Source organism: Psychrobacter sp. JCM 18900, from assembly GCF_904846625.1.
GTDB lineage: Bacteria > Pseudomonadota > Gammaproteobacteria > Pseudomonadales > Moraxellaceae > Psychrobacter.
The window spans coordinates 31,482-49,167 of record NZ_CAJHBL010000007.1 but is presented as its reverse complement, the minus strand read 5'-3'; the positions used below and the strand labels follow the sequence as shown (position 1 = coordinate 49,167).

The 17,686-nt window shown below is 41.7% G+C and carries 9 protein-coding genes; 4 read left to right on the top strand and 5 right to left on the bottom strand.

Going from position 1 to position 17,686, the window contains the following annotated elements; all coding sequences use genetic code 11:
- Positions 1-137 precede the first annotated feature (137 nt).
- Entirely contained in the window at positions 138-692 is a 555-nt protein-coding gene (locus JMX96_RS12295; RefSeq protein WP_057758533.1) for a fasciclin domain-containing protein, read from the bottom strand.
- A 572-nt stretch (positions 693-1,264) separates the two neighbouring features.
- Here JMX96_RS12295 and metH point away from each other — a divergent pair.
- The 4 genes from metH (at position 1,265) to JMX96_RS12275 (ending at position 9,764) form a co-directional block, all read left to right on the top strand.
- Positions 1,265-5,068, top strand: coding sequence for a methionine synthase (gene metH / locus JMX96_RS12290; RefSeq protein WP_201569397.1), 3,804 nt, complete (start codon positions 1,265-1,267; stop codon positions 5,066-5,068).
- A gap of 199 nt (positions 5,069-5,267) precedes the next feature.
- Positions 5,268-6,197, top strand: a complete 930-nt coding sequence (locus JMX96_RS12285) for a bile acid:sodium symporter family protein (RefSeq protein WP_201569395.1) — start codon at positions 5,268-5,270, stop codon at positions 6,195-6,197.
- Between the two features lie 137 nt (positions 6,198-6,334).
- Entirely contained in the window at positions 6,335-8,083 is a 1,749-nt protein-coding gene (locus JMX96_RS12280) for a hypothetical protein (RefSeq protein WP_201569393.1), read from the top strand.
- Positions 8,067-9,764 carry a hypothetical protein gene (locus JMX96_RS12275; RefSeq protein WP_201569391.1) on the top strand — a complete coding sequence of 566 codons (1,698 nt, stop codon included), beginning with the start codon at positions 8,067-8,069 and terminating at the stop codon, positions 9,762-9,764. The genes JMX96_RS12280 and JMX96_RS12275 overlap by 17 nt, the downstream gene beginning before the upstream one ends.
- A 168-nt stretch (positions 9,765-9,932) precedes the next feature.
- Here JMX96_RS12275 and JMX96_RS12270 read toward each other — a convergent pair whose 3' ends face one another.
- The 4 genes from JMX96_RS12270 to JMX96_RS12255 form a co-directional block, all read right to left on the bottom strand.
- Complete coding sequence (locus tag JMX96_RS12270; protein WP_201569389.1) at positions 9,933-10,448, bottom strand: hypothetical protein; 516 nt, start codon at positions 10,446-10,448, stop codon at positions 9,933-9,935.
- 245 nt (positions 10,449-10,693) lie between these two features.
- Entirely contained in the window at positions 10,694-10,840 is a 147-nt protein-coding gene (locus tag JMX96_RS12265; RefSeq protein ID WP_201569387.1) for a DUF2256 domain-containing protein, read from the bottom strand.
- Positions 10,841-10,885: 45 nt separating this feature from the next.
- Positions 10,886-11,128 (bottom strand): DUF2256 domain-containing protein, encoded by a 243-nt coding sequence (locus JMX96_RS12260; RefSeq protein WP_265088991.1) that lies wholly within the window; start codon positions 11,126-11,128, stop codon positions 10,886-10,888.
- Between the two features lie 157 nt (positions 11,129-11,285).
- Positions 11,286-17,435, bottom strand: coding sequence for a DNA repair ATPase (locus JMX96_RS12255; RefSeq protein ID WP_201569385.1), 6,150 nt, complete (start codon positions 17,433-17,435; stop codon positions 11,286-11,288).
- Positions 17,436-17,686 lie beyond the last annotated feature (251 nt).

Genomic DNA, 17,686 nt, shown 5'->3' with positions numbered 1-17,686 from the left:
AAAAATTCCAACCTAAATAGGAACTTATATAGATAAAGCTCTAAAGTCTAAAACAGCCGTTGTCTGATAATGAAATCATCACAAACAATGGCTGCTTAGTCTTACAATAAATACAGTGGGTATGCCTCAGTTAATACTTATTTAGGCAACAATACTCTATCAATTACATGGACGACACCATTGTTGGCAGCGATATCAGTCTTCACGATATTCGTTGTGCGACCATTCTCATCCATCAATTTGCCTTCTTTGGTTACCATCAACGTATCTTTGCTAGCGGTCATTACGTTGCCAGGCTTCACGTCTTTGGCATACATAGCCATATCACCAGCGACTACGTGATAACCCAATACTTTGGTCAATAGTGGCTTATTAGCAAATAACTGCGCTTTGGTCATACCTGTTTCTTGCAATGCTTGCATAAAGGCGGCATTGGTCGGTGCAAATACCGTATAGTGGGCGTTAGGATCAGACAACATATCGACTAGACCTGCTGCTTGTACCGCTTCTACCAATACTGAGAAATCAGGATTGCTTTGCGCAATTTGTACAACATTCATTTTAGCCATACTCTGACTGTGCATTGGTGCTTTCATATCGCCCGTCTTCGCTGGCATCATATTATTACAAGCACTTAGACCTGCGATTGAGATAGCCAATGTACCGATGGTGGCAATTTTAGTAAGTTTCATAACATTTTCCTTAATGATTTGAATTTCTTTGACGTTGGTATTGTTTCAACTATGATATTACTGTCTTATAGATCGTCTTGCCTGCTAATGCCATTTGCTCACCATACCGTACTGCTAATACCGATACTTTTGGTACCAGTTGCTGCTAATAAATGAGCCTATATTTATAAGTAGGACTTACTAAGACCTTGTATTTCTGAAATTAAATTAACATGTAAGCAATCTTTATCAACCTGCCTTTGCGCAATTTTTTGTGGTATGGATGTAAATTCTGTCTGACTTCTGAGCATTCCCGTTGGTTTTCATTTGCAAAAGAAAAGCTTTATGTAAGCCCCTAGCGAAATGATATTCATTTGTGCGTATCTGCTTTATGAAATAGACTCTAATACCTTACTTTACCACTTAGCTCTCCTCCTATTTATCTATTGCCAAAGAGGAATATGCAGTATCCCTATGTAGCAAACTTTTCATGCTAAAATAATGCAAATTTGCGGTCCTCTTCGTGAGACTCTGCACGCTACTGGTTTGTTATTCCTTCTTTTTTTAATAATTACGATATAAGCAGCACACCTATGATTCCAACGACGACCTCACCAACTGATTCTCATACCGATACCGCCTCTAGTTCCTCATCCGCTAATGACTTTATATTAACGCCGCCTGCTGTGTTTCCGTTTAAGGAGCAGCAGCTAACCGCTCGTGCCCGTATTACTGAGCAGATGGCATCACGCATTTTGATGTTAGACGGTGCGATGGGTACGCAGATTCAGACTTATAAACTAGAAGAAGCGGATTATCGTGGTGAGCGCTTTGCTGATATTGACCAAGATGTACGCGGCAACAACGACTTGCTGGTACTGACTCAGCCGCACATGATTAAAGACATTCATCACGATCATCTGCTAGCGGGCGCTGATATCATCGAGACCAATACATTTAACGGTACGCGTCTGTCGATGGCTGACTATGATATGCAGTATCTAGTGCCAGAACTAAATAGGACAGCGGCCAAGATTGCTCGAGAAGCGGCGGATGAATTTACCGCAAAAACGCCTGAAAAACCGCGCTTCGTTGCAGGCGTCGTGGGTCCGACTTCGCGTACGTGTTCGCTATCGCCTGATGTCAATGATCCTGCGTTTCGTAATATTACCTTTGATGAGTTGGTACTCAACTACCGTGAGGCGACCTTATGCCTGATAGAAGGCGGCGTCGATATCATTTTGATTGAGACGATCTTTGATACGCTAAATGCCAAAGCGGCGATATTTGCGATCACTGGTGTGTTTGACGATATTGGCTTTGAATTGCCAATTATGATTTCGGGTACGATTACCGACGCGTCAGGTCGCACGCTATCTGGTCAAACGGCCGAGGCATTTTATAACTCTATCCGCCATGCCAAGCCTCTATCTGTTGGCTTTAACTGTGCGCTAGGTGCTGATGCGCTGCGTCCACATATTCAGACATTGTCAAACATCGCTGATACTTACGTCTCTGCGCATCCAAACGCTGGTCTGCCCAATGAGTTTGGTGAGTATGATGAAACCGCTGAAGAAACGGCTGCCCTACTTGAAGGTTTTGCCAAAGCAGGTATCTTAAACATTGTCGGCGGCTGCTGTGGTACGACGCCTGAGCACATCCGTCAAATTGCTAAAGTTGTGGCAAACTATCCACCGCGAGTTATCCCTGAGATAGCACCTGCCTGCCGACTATCAGGTCTAGAGCCATTTACCATCAATTCTGATAGTCTGTTTGTCAATGTCGGTGAGCGTACTAACGTCACAGGCTCTAAAAAATTCTTACGTTTGATTAAAACCGAAGCCTATACCGAAGCACTCGATGTCGCTCGCGATCAGGTCGAAGGTGGCGCGCAGATCGTTGATATCAATATGGACGAAGGCATGCTCGACTCCAAGCAGGCGATGATTCACTTCGTCAACTTGGTCTCAGGCGAACCAGATATCAGCCGTGTGCCACTGATGATTGACTCATCTAAATGGGACATTATCGAAGAAGGCCTAAAGCGTACGCAGGGTAAATCTGTCGTCAACTCTATCTCATTAAAAGAAGGTCATGCTGAGTTCGTTGAGCGTGCCAAATTATGCATGCGTTATGGTGCCGCGATTATAGTCATGGCATTTGATGAAGACGGACAGGCTGACACTTACGAGCGCAAGATTGAGATATCTAAGCGCAGCTACGATGTATTGGTTAATGAAGTGGGCTTCCCTAGCGAGGACATTATCTTTGACCCAAATATCTTTGCCGTTGCCACGGGTATCACCGAGCACAATAACTACGGCGCTGACTTTATCAATGCCACACGCTGGATTACGGAAAATCTACCAAATGCCATGGTCTCGGGCGGCGTATCCAACGTATCGTTTAGTTTCCGTGGTAACCCGATCCGTGAAGCGATCAACTCCGTATTCTTATACCACGCGATCAAAAATGGCCTGACCATGGGTATCGTCAACCCAGCCATGCTTGAGCTGTACGATGATATTCCAAAGGAAGCCCGTGACGCTATCGAAGACGTCATGCTCAACCGCAATCAAGGTGAGACTGGTCAAGATGCGACTGAGCGTCTGATGACCGTCGCTGAAAACTACCAAGATGGCGGCAAGAAAAAAGACAGCACCGTCGATATGAGCTGGCGCGAAGGTACGGTAGAAGAACGTATCGCCCACGCACTGGTCAAAGGCGTGACGACTTTTATCGAAGCGGATACCAAAGAAGCATGGGAGAAGTACCCTAAACCGCTAGAAGTAATCGAAGGGCCACTCATGGACGGTATGAATATCGTCGGTGACCTATTCGGTGCCGGTAAAATGTTCCTACCACAAGTCGTGAAATCTGCCCGCGTGATGAAGCAATCCGTCGCATGGCTAAACCCATATATCGAAGCGGAAAAAGTCGAAGGCGAAGTCAAAGGTAAAATCCTAATGGCAACCGTCAAAGGCGACGTGCATGATATCGGCAAAAACATCGTCGGCGTGGTACTCGGCTGTAACGGCTATGATATCGTCGATTTGGGCGTCATGGTGCCATGTGAAAAAATCCTCGATACTGCCATCGCAGAAAAAGTTGACATCATCGGTCTGTCTGGTCTGATTACCCCAAGTCTCGATGAGATGGTCTATGTCGCCAAGCAAATGCAAGAGCGCGGCATGACATTACCACTGATGATCGGCGGTGCAACGACGTCGAAAGCGCATACTGCCGTCAAGGTCGAGCCGCAATATCAAAACGATGGCGTCATCTATGTATCGGACGCTTCGCGCTCAGTAGGCGTGGTGACCAAATTGCTATCAAAAGAACATCGTCAAGCGCTCATCGATGAAACCCGTGAAGAATATGTCAAGGTACGTGAGCGTCTGGCTAAGCGTCAACCAAAAGCTGCCAAAGTCACCTATGCCGAATCGGTCAAGATTGGCTTTCAGTATGATTGGAAAAACTATGTGCCACCAGTGCCAAATAAGCTAGGACAAGTCATATTGGATGACTATCCAATCGCGAATCTGCTGCCTTATATTGACTGGACACCGTTCTTTATCTCTTGGGGTCTGACTGGTAAATACCCGAAAATCTTGCAAGATGACGTCGTTGGCGAAGCGGCGCGTGATCTGTTTGAAAATGCTGAAGAGCTGCTACAGAAGATGATTGAGGAAAAATCAATCGTAGCTAAAGGGGTGTTTAAACTGATGCCTGCACGCCGTACTGGATCGGACACGGTAACTGTGTATGATAATGACCCAAAAAATGGTGGCAGCCCAACGTATCAGTTTGAGCACTTACGTCAGCAAAGCGACAAGGCAAGCGGCAAGCCAAACTTTAGCTTGGCTGACTTTATCTCGCCATCAGAGACACATACCGATCACTTAGGCGGCTTTACCGTCTCAATCGTCGGTACAGAAGCACTCGCTGAGCAATATAAAGCAGCAGGCGATGACTATAATGCCATCATGGTACAGGCGCTGTCTGACCGCTTAGCCGAAGCGTTTGCCGAGCATCTACACGAGCTAATTCGTAAAGAATATTGGGGCTACCAACCGACCGAGTCACTCACCAATGATGAGATGATTAAAGAAAAATACGTCGGCATCCGCCCTGCACCTGGCTACCCTGCCTGTCCTGAGCACACCGAAAAAGGCAAATTGTTTGATTGGCTTGGTACGGTAGATGCGATTGGTACGACGTTGACCGAAAGCTATGCGATGTGGCCTGCGTCATCGGTCAGCGGATTCTATTACTCGCATCCTGATAGTGAGTATTTCAATGTCGGTAAAATCAGCCGTGATCAGTTAGAAAGTTATGCTGAACGTAAAGGCTGGGATATGAAAACAGCTGAGAAGTGGTTAAACCCGAATTTATAGTAGATTGACTAATGCAATTATAGAAACCTAATAGTTCTTTTTTGGCTTACTTATTTAATATGAGTAAGCCATTTTTTATGGCATTCTATTTTGCCTACCCTCAGCAAACTTATCGCTACGTTCATAGCAAAATACTTTTATCATTTACTGACAAGAACCATGCTAGATTATTGTCTACTTTATTATTTTGAGACAGGCTATGAATCAGATTGCATTACTTTCTAGTTGGATTGGCAAAACTTTTGCAATTTGGGCATTGGTCAGTGCTGTTTTGGGATTTATTTTTCCTGAGTTTTTTGCCTCGTTGGCTTTTTTGATCGTTCCTATACTTGGCATCATTATGTTTGGGATGGGCATGACGCTCAAAACGGAAGATTTCCTAGAGATTGTCAAACGCCCCAAGCCTGTACTGGTTGGACTATTAGCACAATTCACGCTAATGCCTCTCATTGCTTACTTGTTGACAGTGATTTTCAACCTTGATCCTTTAATAGCAGTCGGTGTTATTTTGGTTGGTTGTTGCCCGGGCGGCACGTCGAGTAACGTGATTACGTTCTTAGCCAAAGGTGATGTGGCATTGAGTGTGGCGATTACCTCTATCTCTACCCTGCTTGCGCCTTTTCTGACCCCGATTCTATTAAATGTGTTTGCTGGTCAGCTCATTGATATCAACCTAGCCAGTATGATGATGACCATTACTAAGATTGTCATTTTACCGATACTGCTAGGCGTCGTCTTTCATAAGTTTTTGGGTAAAAAAATCGAGTTCGTCACTGAGGTATTACCGATGGTGTCGGTATTGGGTATTTCTATTATCATCGCGGCAGTGGTTGCCGTGTCTAAAGCAACCATCTTAGATAGTGGTGCTATCGTCTTTATCGTCGTTGCCTTGCACAATATGACGGGTTATACCTTGGGATATGTAATCGCTCGCTTGTCTGGATTTACGGAGAAACAACGCCGCGCGATTATGGTAGAAGTGGGTATGCAAAACTCTGGTCTAGGCGCTGCCCTTGCAGCGACTTATTTCAATCCTGTCGCGGCCTTACCTAGTGCAATATTTAGTGTCTGGCATAACTTTAGCGGTGCGTTGGTTGCGAATATTTTTGCTAAGAGAGATGGTAAGTAGAAGTTTTATTAGTTGTATGCTAGTTGTGATTGGTGATGATTACTTAAAGAGTGATATTGAGAACGAAAATTAAAGTGTGGACGTGATCAGGTAAAATACATAAGATCAATAATGGAAAACACCATCAAGGATAGATTATGAATGAATTCGAAAAAATAATAGTAGATTCTACAAAAGATGGTACTTTCTTAGATGTCTTATATGAAGAATATCGTAAGCACATAGGTGACGATGATGAGTTAATCCGGACTTTAGTCGAATTACACAACCAAGAAAAAATAAATATTATTTCTGAGTTTGGTTTACTCAGGAATGAAGCCTCTAGTTCAAACTTCTTTATAATACGTAACATATTTAGAAGCTTATTGCCTTTATTAAACGTGCCAGTAGAGGAAGTCAAAAGCTGTGTGAAACAACTCACTATCGAAGCAGGTAATGACATGGCATCACATGATTTAATTTTACCATTCATTGAATTTTGTTCTGCTGATATTGAAAGAGTAGAATCACTACTTGAACAGGAACTAAAAATAACTGATGATGATTTTGACTATATTTCAACAGCTCTTATCAGTGGTTATAAAATAAATAAGAGAACCTATTTTAATAAAGCAGTACAATTATTGAATCATAGGAATCCAATCATAGTTCAAAGAGTAATATTTGCACTAAGTAGATTTAATTATAATGAAGAACCCGAACTGGCGGCCACTGTAGTAAAGGAGATAATAACTTGCACGGAAAGTATTGAAGATGAACAAATATTATCGACTGCTATAAACACTTTAATTACTTTGCTAGCTGATTATGAAGATCTCGAACCCGACATTATAGAGTTTTTCGAACGTAATATTGGCAATAACGATCCTGACTTTATATTTAGAATTGCACAGCAGTTGAACTATCGTCATGCTAACCTCTCAGAAAATATACAAAGATTACTACTTAGCTTTTTTAAAGATATAAATATTGATTGGAAGGGTGTTATCAATCAAATTGATTTATACATATACAAAAAAATATCAGAGTTGGATGCTATAAATATTGCCGAACTTTTCGAATACATACTAAGTAACAATTCCAACTCATTAGACGTAGGGGTTCTGACTAATTCTTTACGAAGGCTTCGAGAAAAAGAATATGAAGAAGTGCTTTCTAGCATTTTTACGAGATGGCTACTTAAAAGAGAAATGATATATTGTGTATCGGCTGTCAAATTAGTTAAAACTTCAACTACTGATCAAATAAAGATAGGTTTTGATACAGGGCAGGTTAAAGTAGAGGATTTAATGTATCTTGTAAATAAGGCTATTGGTTGGTTTAGTCTACAACCATCAACTTCCTTAAGTCTTATTTTATCGGTTATACCATTGTCTACAGAGAGTCAGATACAGTTAATCGGAAATAAGACCTTCGAGTTTATTGCTCTAAATTACCCGTCTCAAACTAAAGCCTTCTTACAAGAATATTTAGACTCTTCAGACAAAAATATCGTGAATTTCAGTGAGAGTCTTATTCAGCAATTAGACAGCTTTCTTGAAGAATTTAATAAACTTTATAAGATAAAAGAGCTTAGACCTAGTACAAGACAGAGAAACGAATATGCAAACTATCAACAAAAATTATTTAATGAAGCTATGGCAAAGCCAATAGAAAACTCGCTAATGGATATGTTTTTTCCAAACAAGAAAATCACTCTTTACGGAAACAAATTTATTCATAAGCACAAGGATTCCAATGGTGAAATAGTGAGACAGGTTATGCCTTTTAGTAAAATGTCCCATAGTATAGACTTTCCAAGTCTAGCTAACTTAACTCCTCATACGCAAGAATACTTTTTGAGATTATTAAAAGTTGAGGAGCTAGCAAATGAAACTAATCCTTAAAGAGTATTTAGCTTCACTAAACGAGAGAGATGAACTTGACGCTATCCTACCTGATCTATTGAGTCAGATGGGTTTAGTCGTTTTTAGTACTCCACGCCGTGGAATTAAAGAGTATGGTGTAGATATTGCTGCTGTAGGTTCAATCGGTGGTGAACAAGAGAAAGTATACCTTTTGTCTGTAAAAGCTGGAAATTTAACTAGAGAGACATGGAATGGTTCATCTAATCAAGTGTTACGCCCTTCTCTAGATGAAATTTTAGATTCTTACATACCTGCGAGAGTTCCTCCTGAGCATAAAGATAAGCCAATAGAAATTTGTCTTTGCTTTGGAGGGGAAGTACATTCAGGTATTCGTCAAGAAGTTACAGGTTATACCAGTCGTAATAGTACGAGTAATATTCAATTTTCAGAGTGGAATGGCGACAAAATTGCTGAGTTTATACTTCAATACTTCTTCAATGAAGAGTTAGCACCAGAAAAATATAGACGCTTACTGCGTAAGTCTATTGCAATGTTAGACGAGCCTGATGTTTCAATTCAATATTACAAGAGTCTAGTTAACGAGTTATGTAGTCAAGAACTTGACGATAAGAAATCTGTTATTGCTGTGCTACGACAGCTGAACATATATACATGGATGCTTTTTGCATGGTCAAGAGATGTAGGGAATTTAGAATCTGCTTATATTTGTTCAGAGTATGTCCTACTAAAGGCATGGGATATTAGTAAGTCCTTTCTTCAAATGAGAGGCAAAAATACTGAAGTCATTAATCATCTTATTTATAAATTAATTAATTTACAACTGACCGTAGCAGATTTCTACTTCGAGAAAATTGTTGTACCGTCCGCTAATACATACTTAGGGTTATCATCGATGGTAGCGCCATCATGTGCTGTAGATGTTAATTTAAAATTGTTTGATTTGTTAGGTCGATTATCATTAAGAGGGATTTGGACTTATAATCAATATTGCTTACTAATAAATCAAAATGAAGCAGAAGAAAATTTGAGAGCATTCGAAACTCAATATCATAAAACTTGTAACCTGATTATGTCTATGATAGACAATAACAGCATCCTGTTGACTCCTTATAAAGATGATCAAGCTACTGACATCATGTTGGCTATTTTCTGCTTATCACGATGTAGGGAATATCACACTTTTATAGAATCTTGGTTAAAAAACTTAGTAAACTTAACTAATATTAGCTTTGCTACTAATCAAACGTATTTTTCAAATATTCGAGAATATAGAAAACTAATTGCACATCCAATCAATGCAACGAAGGAATATAGAGAAGAAGTAACACAAGGATCAATTTTACTACCTTATTTGTCTTTAGTAGCAAGCATGTTTAACTTCGAAGAACTCTATACTTCAATTCAGAGCTTACATCGTGATTTTCTAAGTCATTCGAATATACAGCTATACTTTTTCAATGACGATTCTGAAAATTACTTATACAATAATATGGAAATGCATGGTTCATCTCTCTCCGATGTTGATATCCAACAACCAGCGCAAGACTTACTAACAGATATTATTGAAGAGTGTGAATCATCTAATGAAATTAACGATTTATCAGCGATGAAATCTGGATTGTACCCATTAGTGCTAACAGCTTGTAGGCATTACAGGTTACCGTTTCCGATTCATATTTTGAAACAGCTAAAAGATTAAGTTATACTTATTTTAACAGCACCGCCACCTCTATCTTCCTCCTCTAGCAATATTGGGTTAGAAAACGTTGCGGTTTTCTATTGTCTTAATTACTGTTCTTTATTGATATAACCTAATAACTAATTTTTTTAAATAGATAAGCGTTCTTACTCCGATTCTATAAGAAAATCAAAATATAGTCTCAAGCATCTTGCTAATAATACTATCAATTTCAAAAAAACCTATATTTAACAAATAGAAATACAAAGAAACACTTGCCAAAATAAAAGAATAATCTGCAATAGAACTTTTCTTTGAAGATGAAAATTTATTAGAACCCTCGATAACACTTTTATCCTTCTCTAAAAGTCCGCTGTTTAATGCTTTCAACAATCCAAAACCTATAATTGCAAACTGAATAAATGTATAAAACATTTGCTTATTAGGTTGAACTATGAATATACTACTAAGAATAAAGTCAAAAGCTGGAAGAAAACCAAAAACCATTGTTATAGTTAAAAGAGCATACACAAGAACAATGTGGCCATTTACCTGATTCTTTATTTTTTCATCATTTCCAATTGGTATTTTATCTGTATTTGATTTTTCCAACTCATGATTTTTATCTTTATTGACATGTTCTTCAACTATGAAATCCTCCATTTCTCTCGTTTCTAAATTTTGATCATCATTAAGTTTATTCATTACTTTCACTCTTCAAATTGATAAAGCAATTTTGCTTTATATCTTATTATTAAAAATAACATAGTTTGAAGAAAAAAATAGGTCTAAAACCAATCGGCGCGACAACCTATGACGCATAGTATGTATCCATAATAGTCATGAAAGTTAATTAAAGCCTCTACTTTATTTTAATAGCATTTCCACCTCTACTTTTTGAGCATGCCTCGATAAGAAATTTGGCGGTCTTCTTTTATCCTAGTTTAAACTTAATCCACTTTACCCTTTTCACGCCGACACCGCTCCGAACAATAAATCACCTGCTCCCAGTCCTTCTCCCACTTCTTACGCCACGTAAACGGGCGCTGGCAGACGGGGCAAATTTTTTGCGGTAGGTTTACTTTTTTATGTGCCATTATTTGCTCCCATCTACTTCTAACTATTTATGTTGTGGTGACATCTTACTTTTGATGATCTAGCCCTTCATACTTTTTAACACGGCGACACTGGTCTGAGCAATAGACCATGCTCTCCCAGTTTTTATCCAGCTTCTTAGTCCAGCTAAACTCGCGCTCGCAGACAGGGCAAAGTTTTTTGCGGACGTTCTTTTTTTTGTGCGCCATAATTTTCTCATTGGTTTGATATAGTCGATTCACTACCATCGGATACGGTGTCAGGCTTGCTTGATCTACTGTTTGTAGCAACTTTACTCACCGTCATCGTACCCAAAGTAGCTGTTGCCGACTATATTACCATTGTCTTTTAATCATAAGCCCTATTTATAGTGCTATTCATAACTGCTAACCATCAGCATTGCTCATAAACCTTAATAATTAATCGTCAGCTATTAATCAGTAGTGATTAATCATAGTCGTCAAAGATTTTATTAAGCCTGTTGAGACTATTGACGATTAACTTACCAGATTGATCGGTGCTGGTATCAATCGCCAGTTTCTCATCCATCCGCATCGTCAATGGCTCTAATGCTTGCTTGAGGGCAGTTGCCATCAGTGCCGTTTGCTGATGAATATTAGGGATATCGCTATCGGCTGTTTGATTATCATTATTGCTAACCAAGCTATCCGCCATTTTTTGCGCCAGTTGTTCAACGGCCTCAACCAGCTGTACCATCAGTGCTTTTTGCACCTCTTGGTTTTGCTTGAGATACTCGCCTTCTGCCTTTCCAGCATTGTGATCGTGCTTATATATTTGCAGCAATTGACTCACACTTTTCTCGAAGCCGTTATCGATGCTATCGCTGACGACTTTGGCATTGTTAATGACGCTATCGGCAAGGATTTTTTGTGCTTCTAATTGGGCGTTTAGCTGGGCATCGAGTTGCGCTTGTTGACCTGCTTCTCGTAAGCGAGCGATTTGCTCTGGGTCGTTTTTCGTTAAGTATGTCTCAAACTGGCTACTGATGGCATTGAAACCACTGGCCAAATCGACCAACTGGGCAACGATACGCGCGCCCGTATCACCATCTTCACCGCCCATGGCTTTGTTACGTAGGAAGTCAGCTTTGATTTGCGCCCAACGCTCTGTTTCTGCGTCGGTTAACACACCACGCATCTCGCCAAGCTTGAGCAAGTTACTCTCTGCGCCTTGGGTCAATAGCTGCGACTCGCCTAGATAGTGATCATCTATCAGCTGGTTCAGCTCGCTTTCATTCATGACCGCCGACAGCTTTTCGGTCATCTTATTCATATTACGATAACTGCCTTGCAGCTTAAATATCGGTTCAACACGATAATTATCATCTTGCGAGGCGGAGGCAATATAGGCTTGGTTGACGTCCAGAATGACTTCTTGCACCCTAAACATATGGCGCAAGATGGCGATAATTTCGTTAACTTCTGAAGTGCTATACGGATACGTCAGATCGCTGCTTTGTGCTTGTGCGAGGTTGGTATTGTCGGTTTTTGCCATTTTAATCAAACGATGCACATCGTTTAAGTCACGGTTGGCCATTGGTGCGAGGACGGTATTAGAGGTCAGCGAGTTTTCAATATAACTGAGTGCAAACACTTCTTCCATACCGCTCATGATATCGCCTAAGTTGTAGATATCGGCACGGTTGGCAAGCATGTCAGGGACCTTAAATGCCTCGCCACTTTCGGTATATGGGTTACCTGCCATGACCACGCAGAACTTTTTGCCACGCATGTCATAGGTCTTAGTCTTACCTTGCCAGACACCATCGATACGGCGTGTACCATCACCCAATGAGATAAACTTCTGCAAAAATTCTGCATGGGTATGCTGAATATCATCGAGATAAAGCATGACGTTATTGCCCATCTCAAAGGCCAAGTTGATTTTATTCAACTCTTCTCGTGCAGTGGCATTGGGTGCTTTTTCGGGATCTAATGAGGTGACGTCATGACCGAGTGACGGACAGTTAATCTTCATAAAGATAAGGCCGAGACGATTTGCCACGTACTCCATCAAGGTGGTTTTACCATACCCTGGTGGCGATATCATCATGAGGATACCCATCAGATCAGTACGCTTATCCTCACCAACCGTGCCCATCTGTTTGGCAAGATTGTCACCGATGAGCGGCAGATAGCTCTCGTTAATCAGACGGTTACGCACAAACGAAGACAATGGACGCGGCATAAACTCGTCCAATCGCAACGTCTCTTTTGAATCATGCAATATCTCTGAGCGCATGGCCAGATAACGTCTGTAGGCAGGGATAACTTGGGTATCATGATGATGTAGACGATTTAAGAAATCATCAACGGCAAAGATTAAGGTCTGCTGATGAATACGTATATGCTCACCCAGCAAATTATTGACCTGACTCTCAAGCGATACCTTACCCGTGCTACGTTCAAAACTTTGCACTTGATTGAGCGGATTATTAATACTGGTCAATGATGTAGTCGATGACGTAGCCGACGAGGTGATTGAGGAAAATGACAAGGCCGATGGTGTGCCACTTGCGCCTGTACTGTTTAAACCTTGATTGCCCAATCCTTTAGCACTTAGCCCTTTATTAAAAGCCCCTTTATTAAAGGTAGCACCTGAATCAATGAGTCGTTGCACCAAAGCTTCACGCTGGGCATCATTTAATTGGGTAAGCAAGACGGCAATGGCTTCTGGCACATAATGACGGCCGCTCTCTAGCTGTTGCTTGCGTAGCGCTTCTTTTTCTTTACTCTCAGCAAGCTCCTCTTCACTGAGTGCCTCACCTGCTTCATTGGTGCCATCAGTCGCTACGTTAACCGACTCTGTCCCACCATAAGTCTTATCAAGTAGTGCATGAAACCATGTGGCCAATAGCTCATAGGCTGATTTGGGTTGGAATCCAAGCTTACTGATAGAAGACTGTAGTTGATCAAAACTGGCCGTATTTTGCGTGCTGCCTGAGGCACTATTCAATGTTTGGCTTAACTGCTCACACAACTGCTGCGCTTGTTGACTGGTTTGCCATTTTATTGTGTTATATGCACCTGCACTTGATTCCGCCGACTGCCCCATGACGCTCACCAAATATTCACTGGCCAGTTGGACATAGCTTGGTTTGAAGATGTTAGCGCCTTTATCAACGCTAGCACCGATATCACTACCAATATTGTCATCATTATGAGCCATAACAAAATGACGCATCACTTGGCTCATGTCCTCGACCAATAGAGACTTCGCAGTATCGCTACCCAATGCACGGCGCAGTTGCTCGGCGGTCGCAGCTCTATCTGTCCAGTTGCTCGCGCGCGTCAGCACGGATTCATTTAACCAAGCGTCATAACCAAATTGACGCAAGCTGTCTAGACCAAGTGCTTGTACAATGTTTAGTTGCCAATAGAATAATTGCGCTAACGCACGTACTTGCGGAGTATAAATCAGTAGCCCTGCCTCACGCAATGTCGGCAATATTTGCATCAATAATAGCGTGGCATCATGATCATGAATGCCTTTGTCATAACCAAGCTGATAGCGAGGGGTGGCATAAGCTTTGACCAGTTTAGACAATGAGCTGTCATTATCAATATCGCCATTCATATCTAGGGTAATGACAGTCGCATCGTATGCTTGATATAGGCGCGCTTCAGTCAAACCCTCCTGGCTGTTCTTAGCACTTTCGATAATGCTATAGGCCAAGTACTCGGCGCGGTACACCTTGTCAGACTCAGAGGCGATATTCATGTCCCAATACGGGCGCAAGGCGTTTAACTCAGCATTATTGAGCACTTCATAATAGTCGGTACCCGTTAGATGCAAATTCAGCACACGCTTGCCATCTGACTGTTGACGACTCAATAAGGTCAAATCTAATGGCTGAGTATTGACCGAAAAACGATGCTTACCCAATTTGATGATTTGGCCACCATCTTCAAACAAGTCCGACTTGTCTTTTAAACTCTTATAGCTCTCGATTTGAATGGCTTTTAGACGGGCATCGATGTCATCTGCTTTGACACTAAAGCCCATTGCTTGTAGCTCTTTTGCGATATTGCGGACTTTTTGCACCAGACCATCAGCGGCAAAATACGTATTTAACGCTTCTTCCTCTGTAAAGCCTGTGACGCCTGTGCTTTGCGTGCGTTTTTTAATACTTTCAAGCATTCGCAGCGCGCCATCACCTAAGTTTTGCGCTTTACGGTTGCGAGCATCAAGCAGTTGCTGCTTATGGTTTTCAAAGGTTTCGTAAATCTCTTCACGTTTACTGATAATATCAGCTAAAAACTGATCGCCACTATTGGTTTCTGGATCAGCGAACTGGCTTTCCAACTCTTCTAGCTGTACTAGCAATTTTGCCATTTGCTCGTCTGACTTTTCAGGCGTATTGGCAATGGATAAGGCATTGGCAATGGACTGACCAAACAGCTTAAACTGCGCACCAAATTGCGCAACGGCCTCAGCAGAGCCTAGATTTTTGCGTTTATGATTAAGCTTGGCTTTGCTCTGATTGAGGCTAGCATAAATGGTCGATATGTCATCGATGATTTGCGTACGTACCGTGGCATCGGCTACATCTAGCGTCCCTAGCAACTCAGTCAATAAATCTAACCCTTGCGCTGTTTCATCGATTTTTTCTAGTACGGGTTTTAGCTCAGCATTGGTTTCAGCGGTGTTTAAGCGCTCACTGACATCGACCAATATGCCTTCGTAGCTTGATAGCGCCTCTTCACCACTTAAAAACAATACCGTTTTTTCAGCCAGCTCACTTTCTGCTTCTTCTAACTGCGTCTGTAATGCTTGTAGCTTACCGGCATCTAGATAGCGCAAATCCTCCAAGCTGACCAAACGGCCTTTTTGGCGTCTTAACGCTGACAGCTGATCGACATAATCACTGGCAGACTCAAAGCTAGTGACTCGTATCTGCCGCAAAATCTCACTTTGCTGCGTATCGGCATCGGCTAACGCAGTTTGGGTTTGCTTCTGGATACTTTGTACTTTGGCAAACTCATCAATCACTAGCTCAGCCGTGGCCGTCACTTCTTTAATACTACTGGCGACTTCGCTCAGCTCAGGCTCAGACAACCAGTAATAGCTGTCAAAGAGTCGGCTGGTATTATTGGTAAGCTCTTCATAGAGCTTTTGAGAGACGCTTTGATTGTCAATCAGGCGAGTAATGCTATACAGGTCTGAGATACCGCGTACCAGTTCTTTATTGCCAATTTTGCCATAGAAGCTCGTGCTTTCTGGCAGCTCACTCACATACTCGTGTGAGGCATAAGGGGTATGCCATATCTGCATCGGATGAATACGAGATGGCTCACTTTGATCGCTAAACAGCACCAAACGGCCATTCTCAGCCAAAGCCATACCGTTGCAATAGATAGGGTTTGCTAATTGCTTTTTAATCAAATTATAAGGAAACAACCCCGTGACGCCCAAGTCTCTGTCATAAAATAAAAATAGAACGTCTTCCCCATTTGGCGATATGATTTTGCGTTTGAACTTTAAGTCTTTGGCGTCCACATTATTGGCATCAAACAGTTTATATTCGCCCGTTTGCAGATAGTAGCCACCCGGAAATATGATGCCGTGGTCTTCTGGTAGCTGCACACACGATTGTCTAATCGCATCCAAACGTAATACCGCTTCGGTCAAGGTGTTATAGACGAAATAGCGATAACTATTCTCGCGATACGGTAATATCTTAAGCAGTATTAAACTGCCAACTTTGGCATAAGCAATCTCGGCATCGGTCAACGACTGAGTACGATCTTCGACAGGCTCACTATAGATACCCTGCCCTGACTGCGTATTATCCTCAATCTTAATGGTCAAATCACCACCAACCGTTTCTACAAATATCGTGTCTAAGATATTCATATGGGGATACTTGCCATTCACCATTTGATCGCGTGTGGTCTCAATCCAGTCAAAATCATAAGCAGGCGGCAGTTCAATGTCACGCTCGCCTCGATTGTCCACATAAGCGACTTGTGCCGACTCTGGCGTACCTTGGCTAAAATCTAACGCAAAACGGAACACTCGAATATCAGTGATGCGCTCACCAATCTGAAATGCCAATAGCAATTTGCTGTCTTTCACCGTTATTTGAATCAGGCGCGTTTGCTTGTAATATCGATACAGCTCATTGAAGTCTTGGACAAAGGCGTCTTGAGCCAAAAAAGTGCCTTTTAGGTCAACCTCTTCGAGCTGATACTCTTCTTCATTACCAGCTGGCTCGTTCAGACGATATAACGACAATACATCCTTAACATTGCTCGCACGTTTGAGTCCCATAAAAACGTTGTAGCCAAAAAGTAGATATTCGCCTACTTGCACCATATCCTGCGCCACACAGTTATGTTCGGTACGGATACGCGTACGGGCGATGACTTGCATTTGAGTACTGCCGAACTCTTCAAGGCGTGCAGTATTTAGCGTGGCCGTCTGTTGCTCTAAACGAGCACCTTGTTCTGTCAAACGTTTTTTGATGAGCTCATAAGCATTGCCCGAGGCAACCGCCTGATCAGTTTGGCTTGCTTGACTAGCATTAGGGTTGTCATTGCTATCTGGAGTGGTTAGGTTTTGCGTGTCCGCCATTGTTGCTCGTCCGTTTCTGTTTTTACATAATAAGAGAATTTTTTGGCAATAAGAAAAATAAGAAGTTATTTGAGATAAAGATCATCGAAAGTAAAGAAGCACTTGGCTAATCTAAAAAAACGATTCATCACTGCGGATTTTTTAGATTAGCCAACTCATTATTAATAATAAGTTGGCTATCGCTCTATGAAGATGTATAGAACAAGTTGGTTAGATTCAGCCTGCCTCCTAAATGACAGGCTAGTTATCAA

Bases quoted from the DNA above. Each gene is read 5' to 3' on its own strand.
- JMX96_RS12295 (WP_057758533.1), bottom strand. From the start codon at position 692: ATGAAACTTACTAAAATTGCCACCATCGGTACATTGGCTATCTCAATC.
- metH (WP_201569397.1), top strand. From the start codon at position 1,265: ATGATTCCAACGACGACCTCACCAACTGATTCTCATACCGATACCGCC.
- JMX96_RS12285 (WP_201569395.1), top strand. From the start codon at position 5,268: ATGAATCAGATTGCATTACTTTCTAGTTGGATTGGCAAAACTTTTGCA.
- JMX96_RS12280 (WP_201569393.1), top strand. From the start codon at position 6,335: ATGAATGAATTCGAAAAAATAATAGTAGATTCTACAAAAGATGGTACT.
- JMX96_RS12275 (WP_201569391.1), top strand. From the start codon at position 8,067: ATGAAACTAATCCTTAAAGAGTATTTAGCTTCACTAAACGAGAGAGAT.
- JMX96_RS12270 (WP_201569389.1), bottom strand. From the start codon at position 10,448: ATGAATAAACTTAATGATGATCAAAATTTAGAAACGAGAGAAATGGAG.
- JMX96_RS12265 (WP_201569387.1), bottom strand. From the start codon at position 10,840: ATGGCACATAAAAAAGTAAACCTACCGCAAAAAATTTGCCCCGTCTGC.
- JMX96_RS12255 (WP_201569385.1), bottom strand. From the start codon at position 17,435: ATGGCGGACACGCAAAACCTAACCACTCCAGATAGCAATGACAACCCT.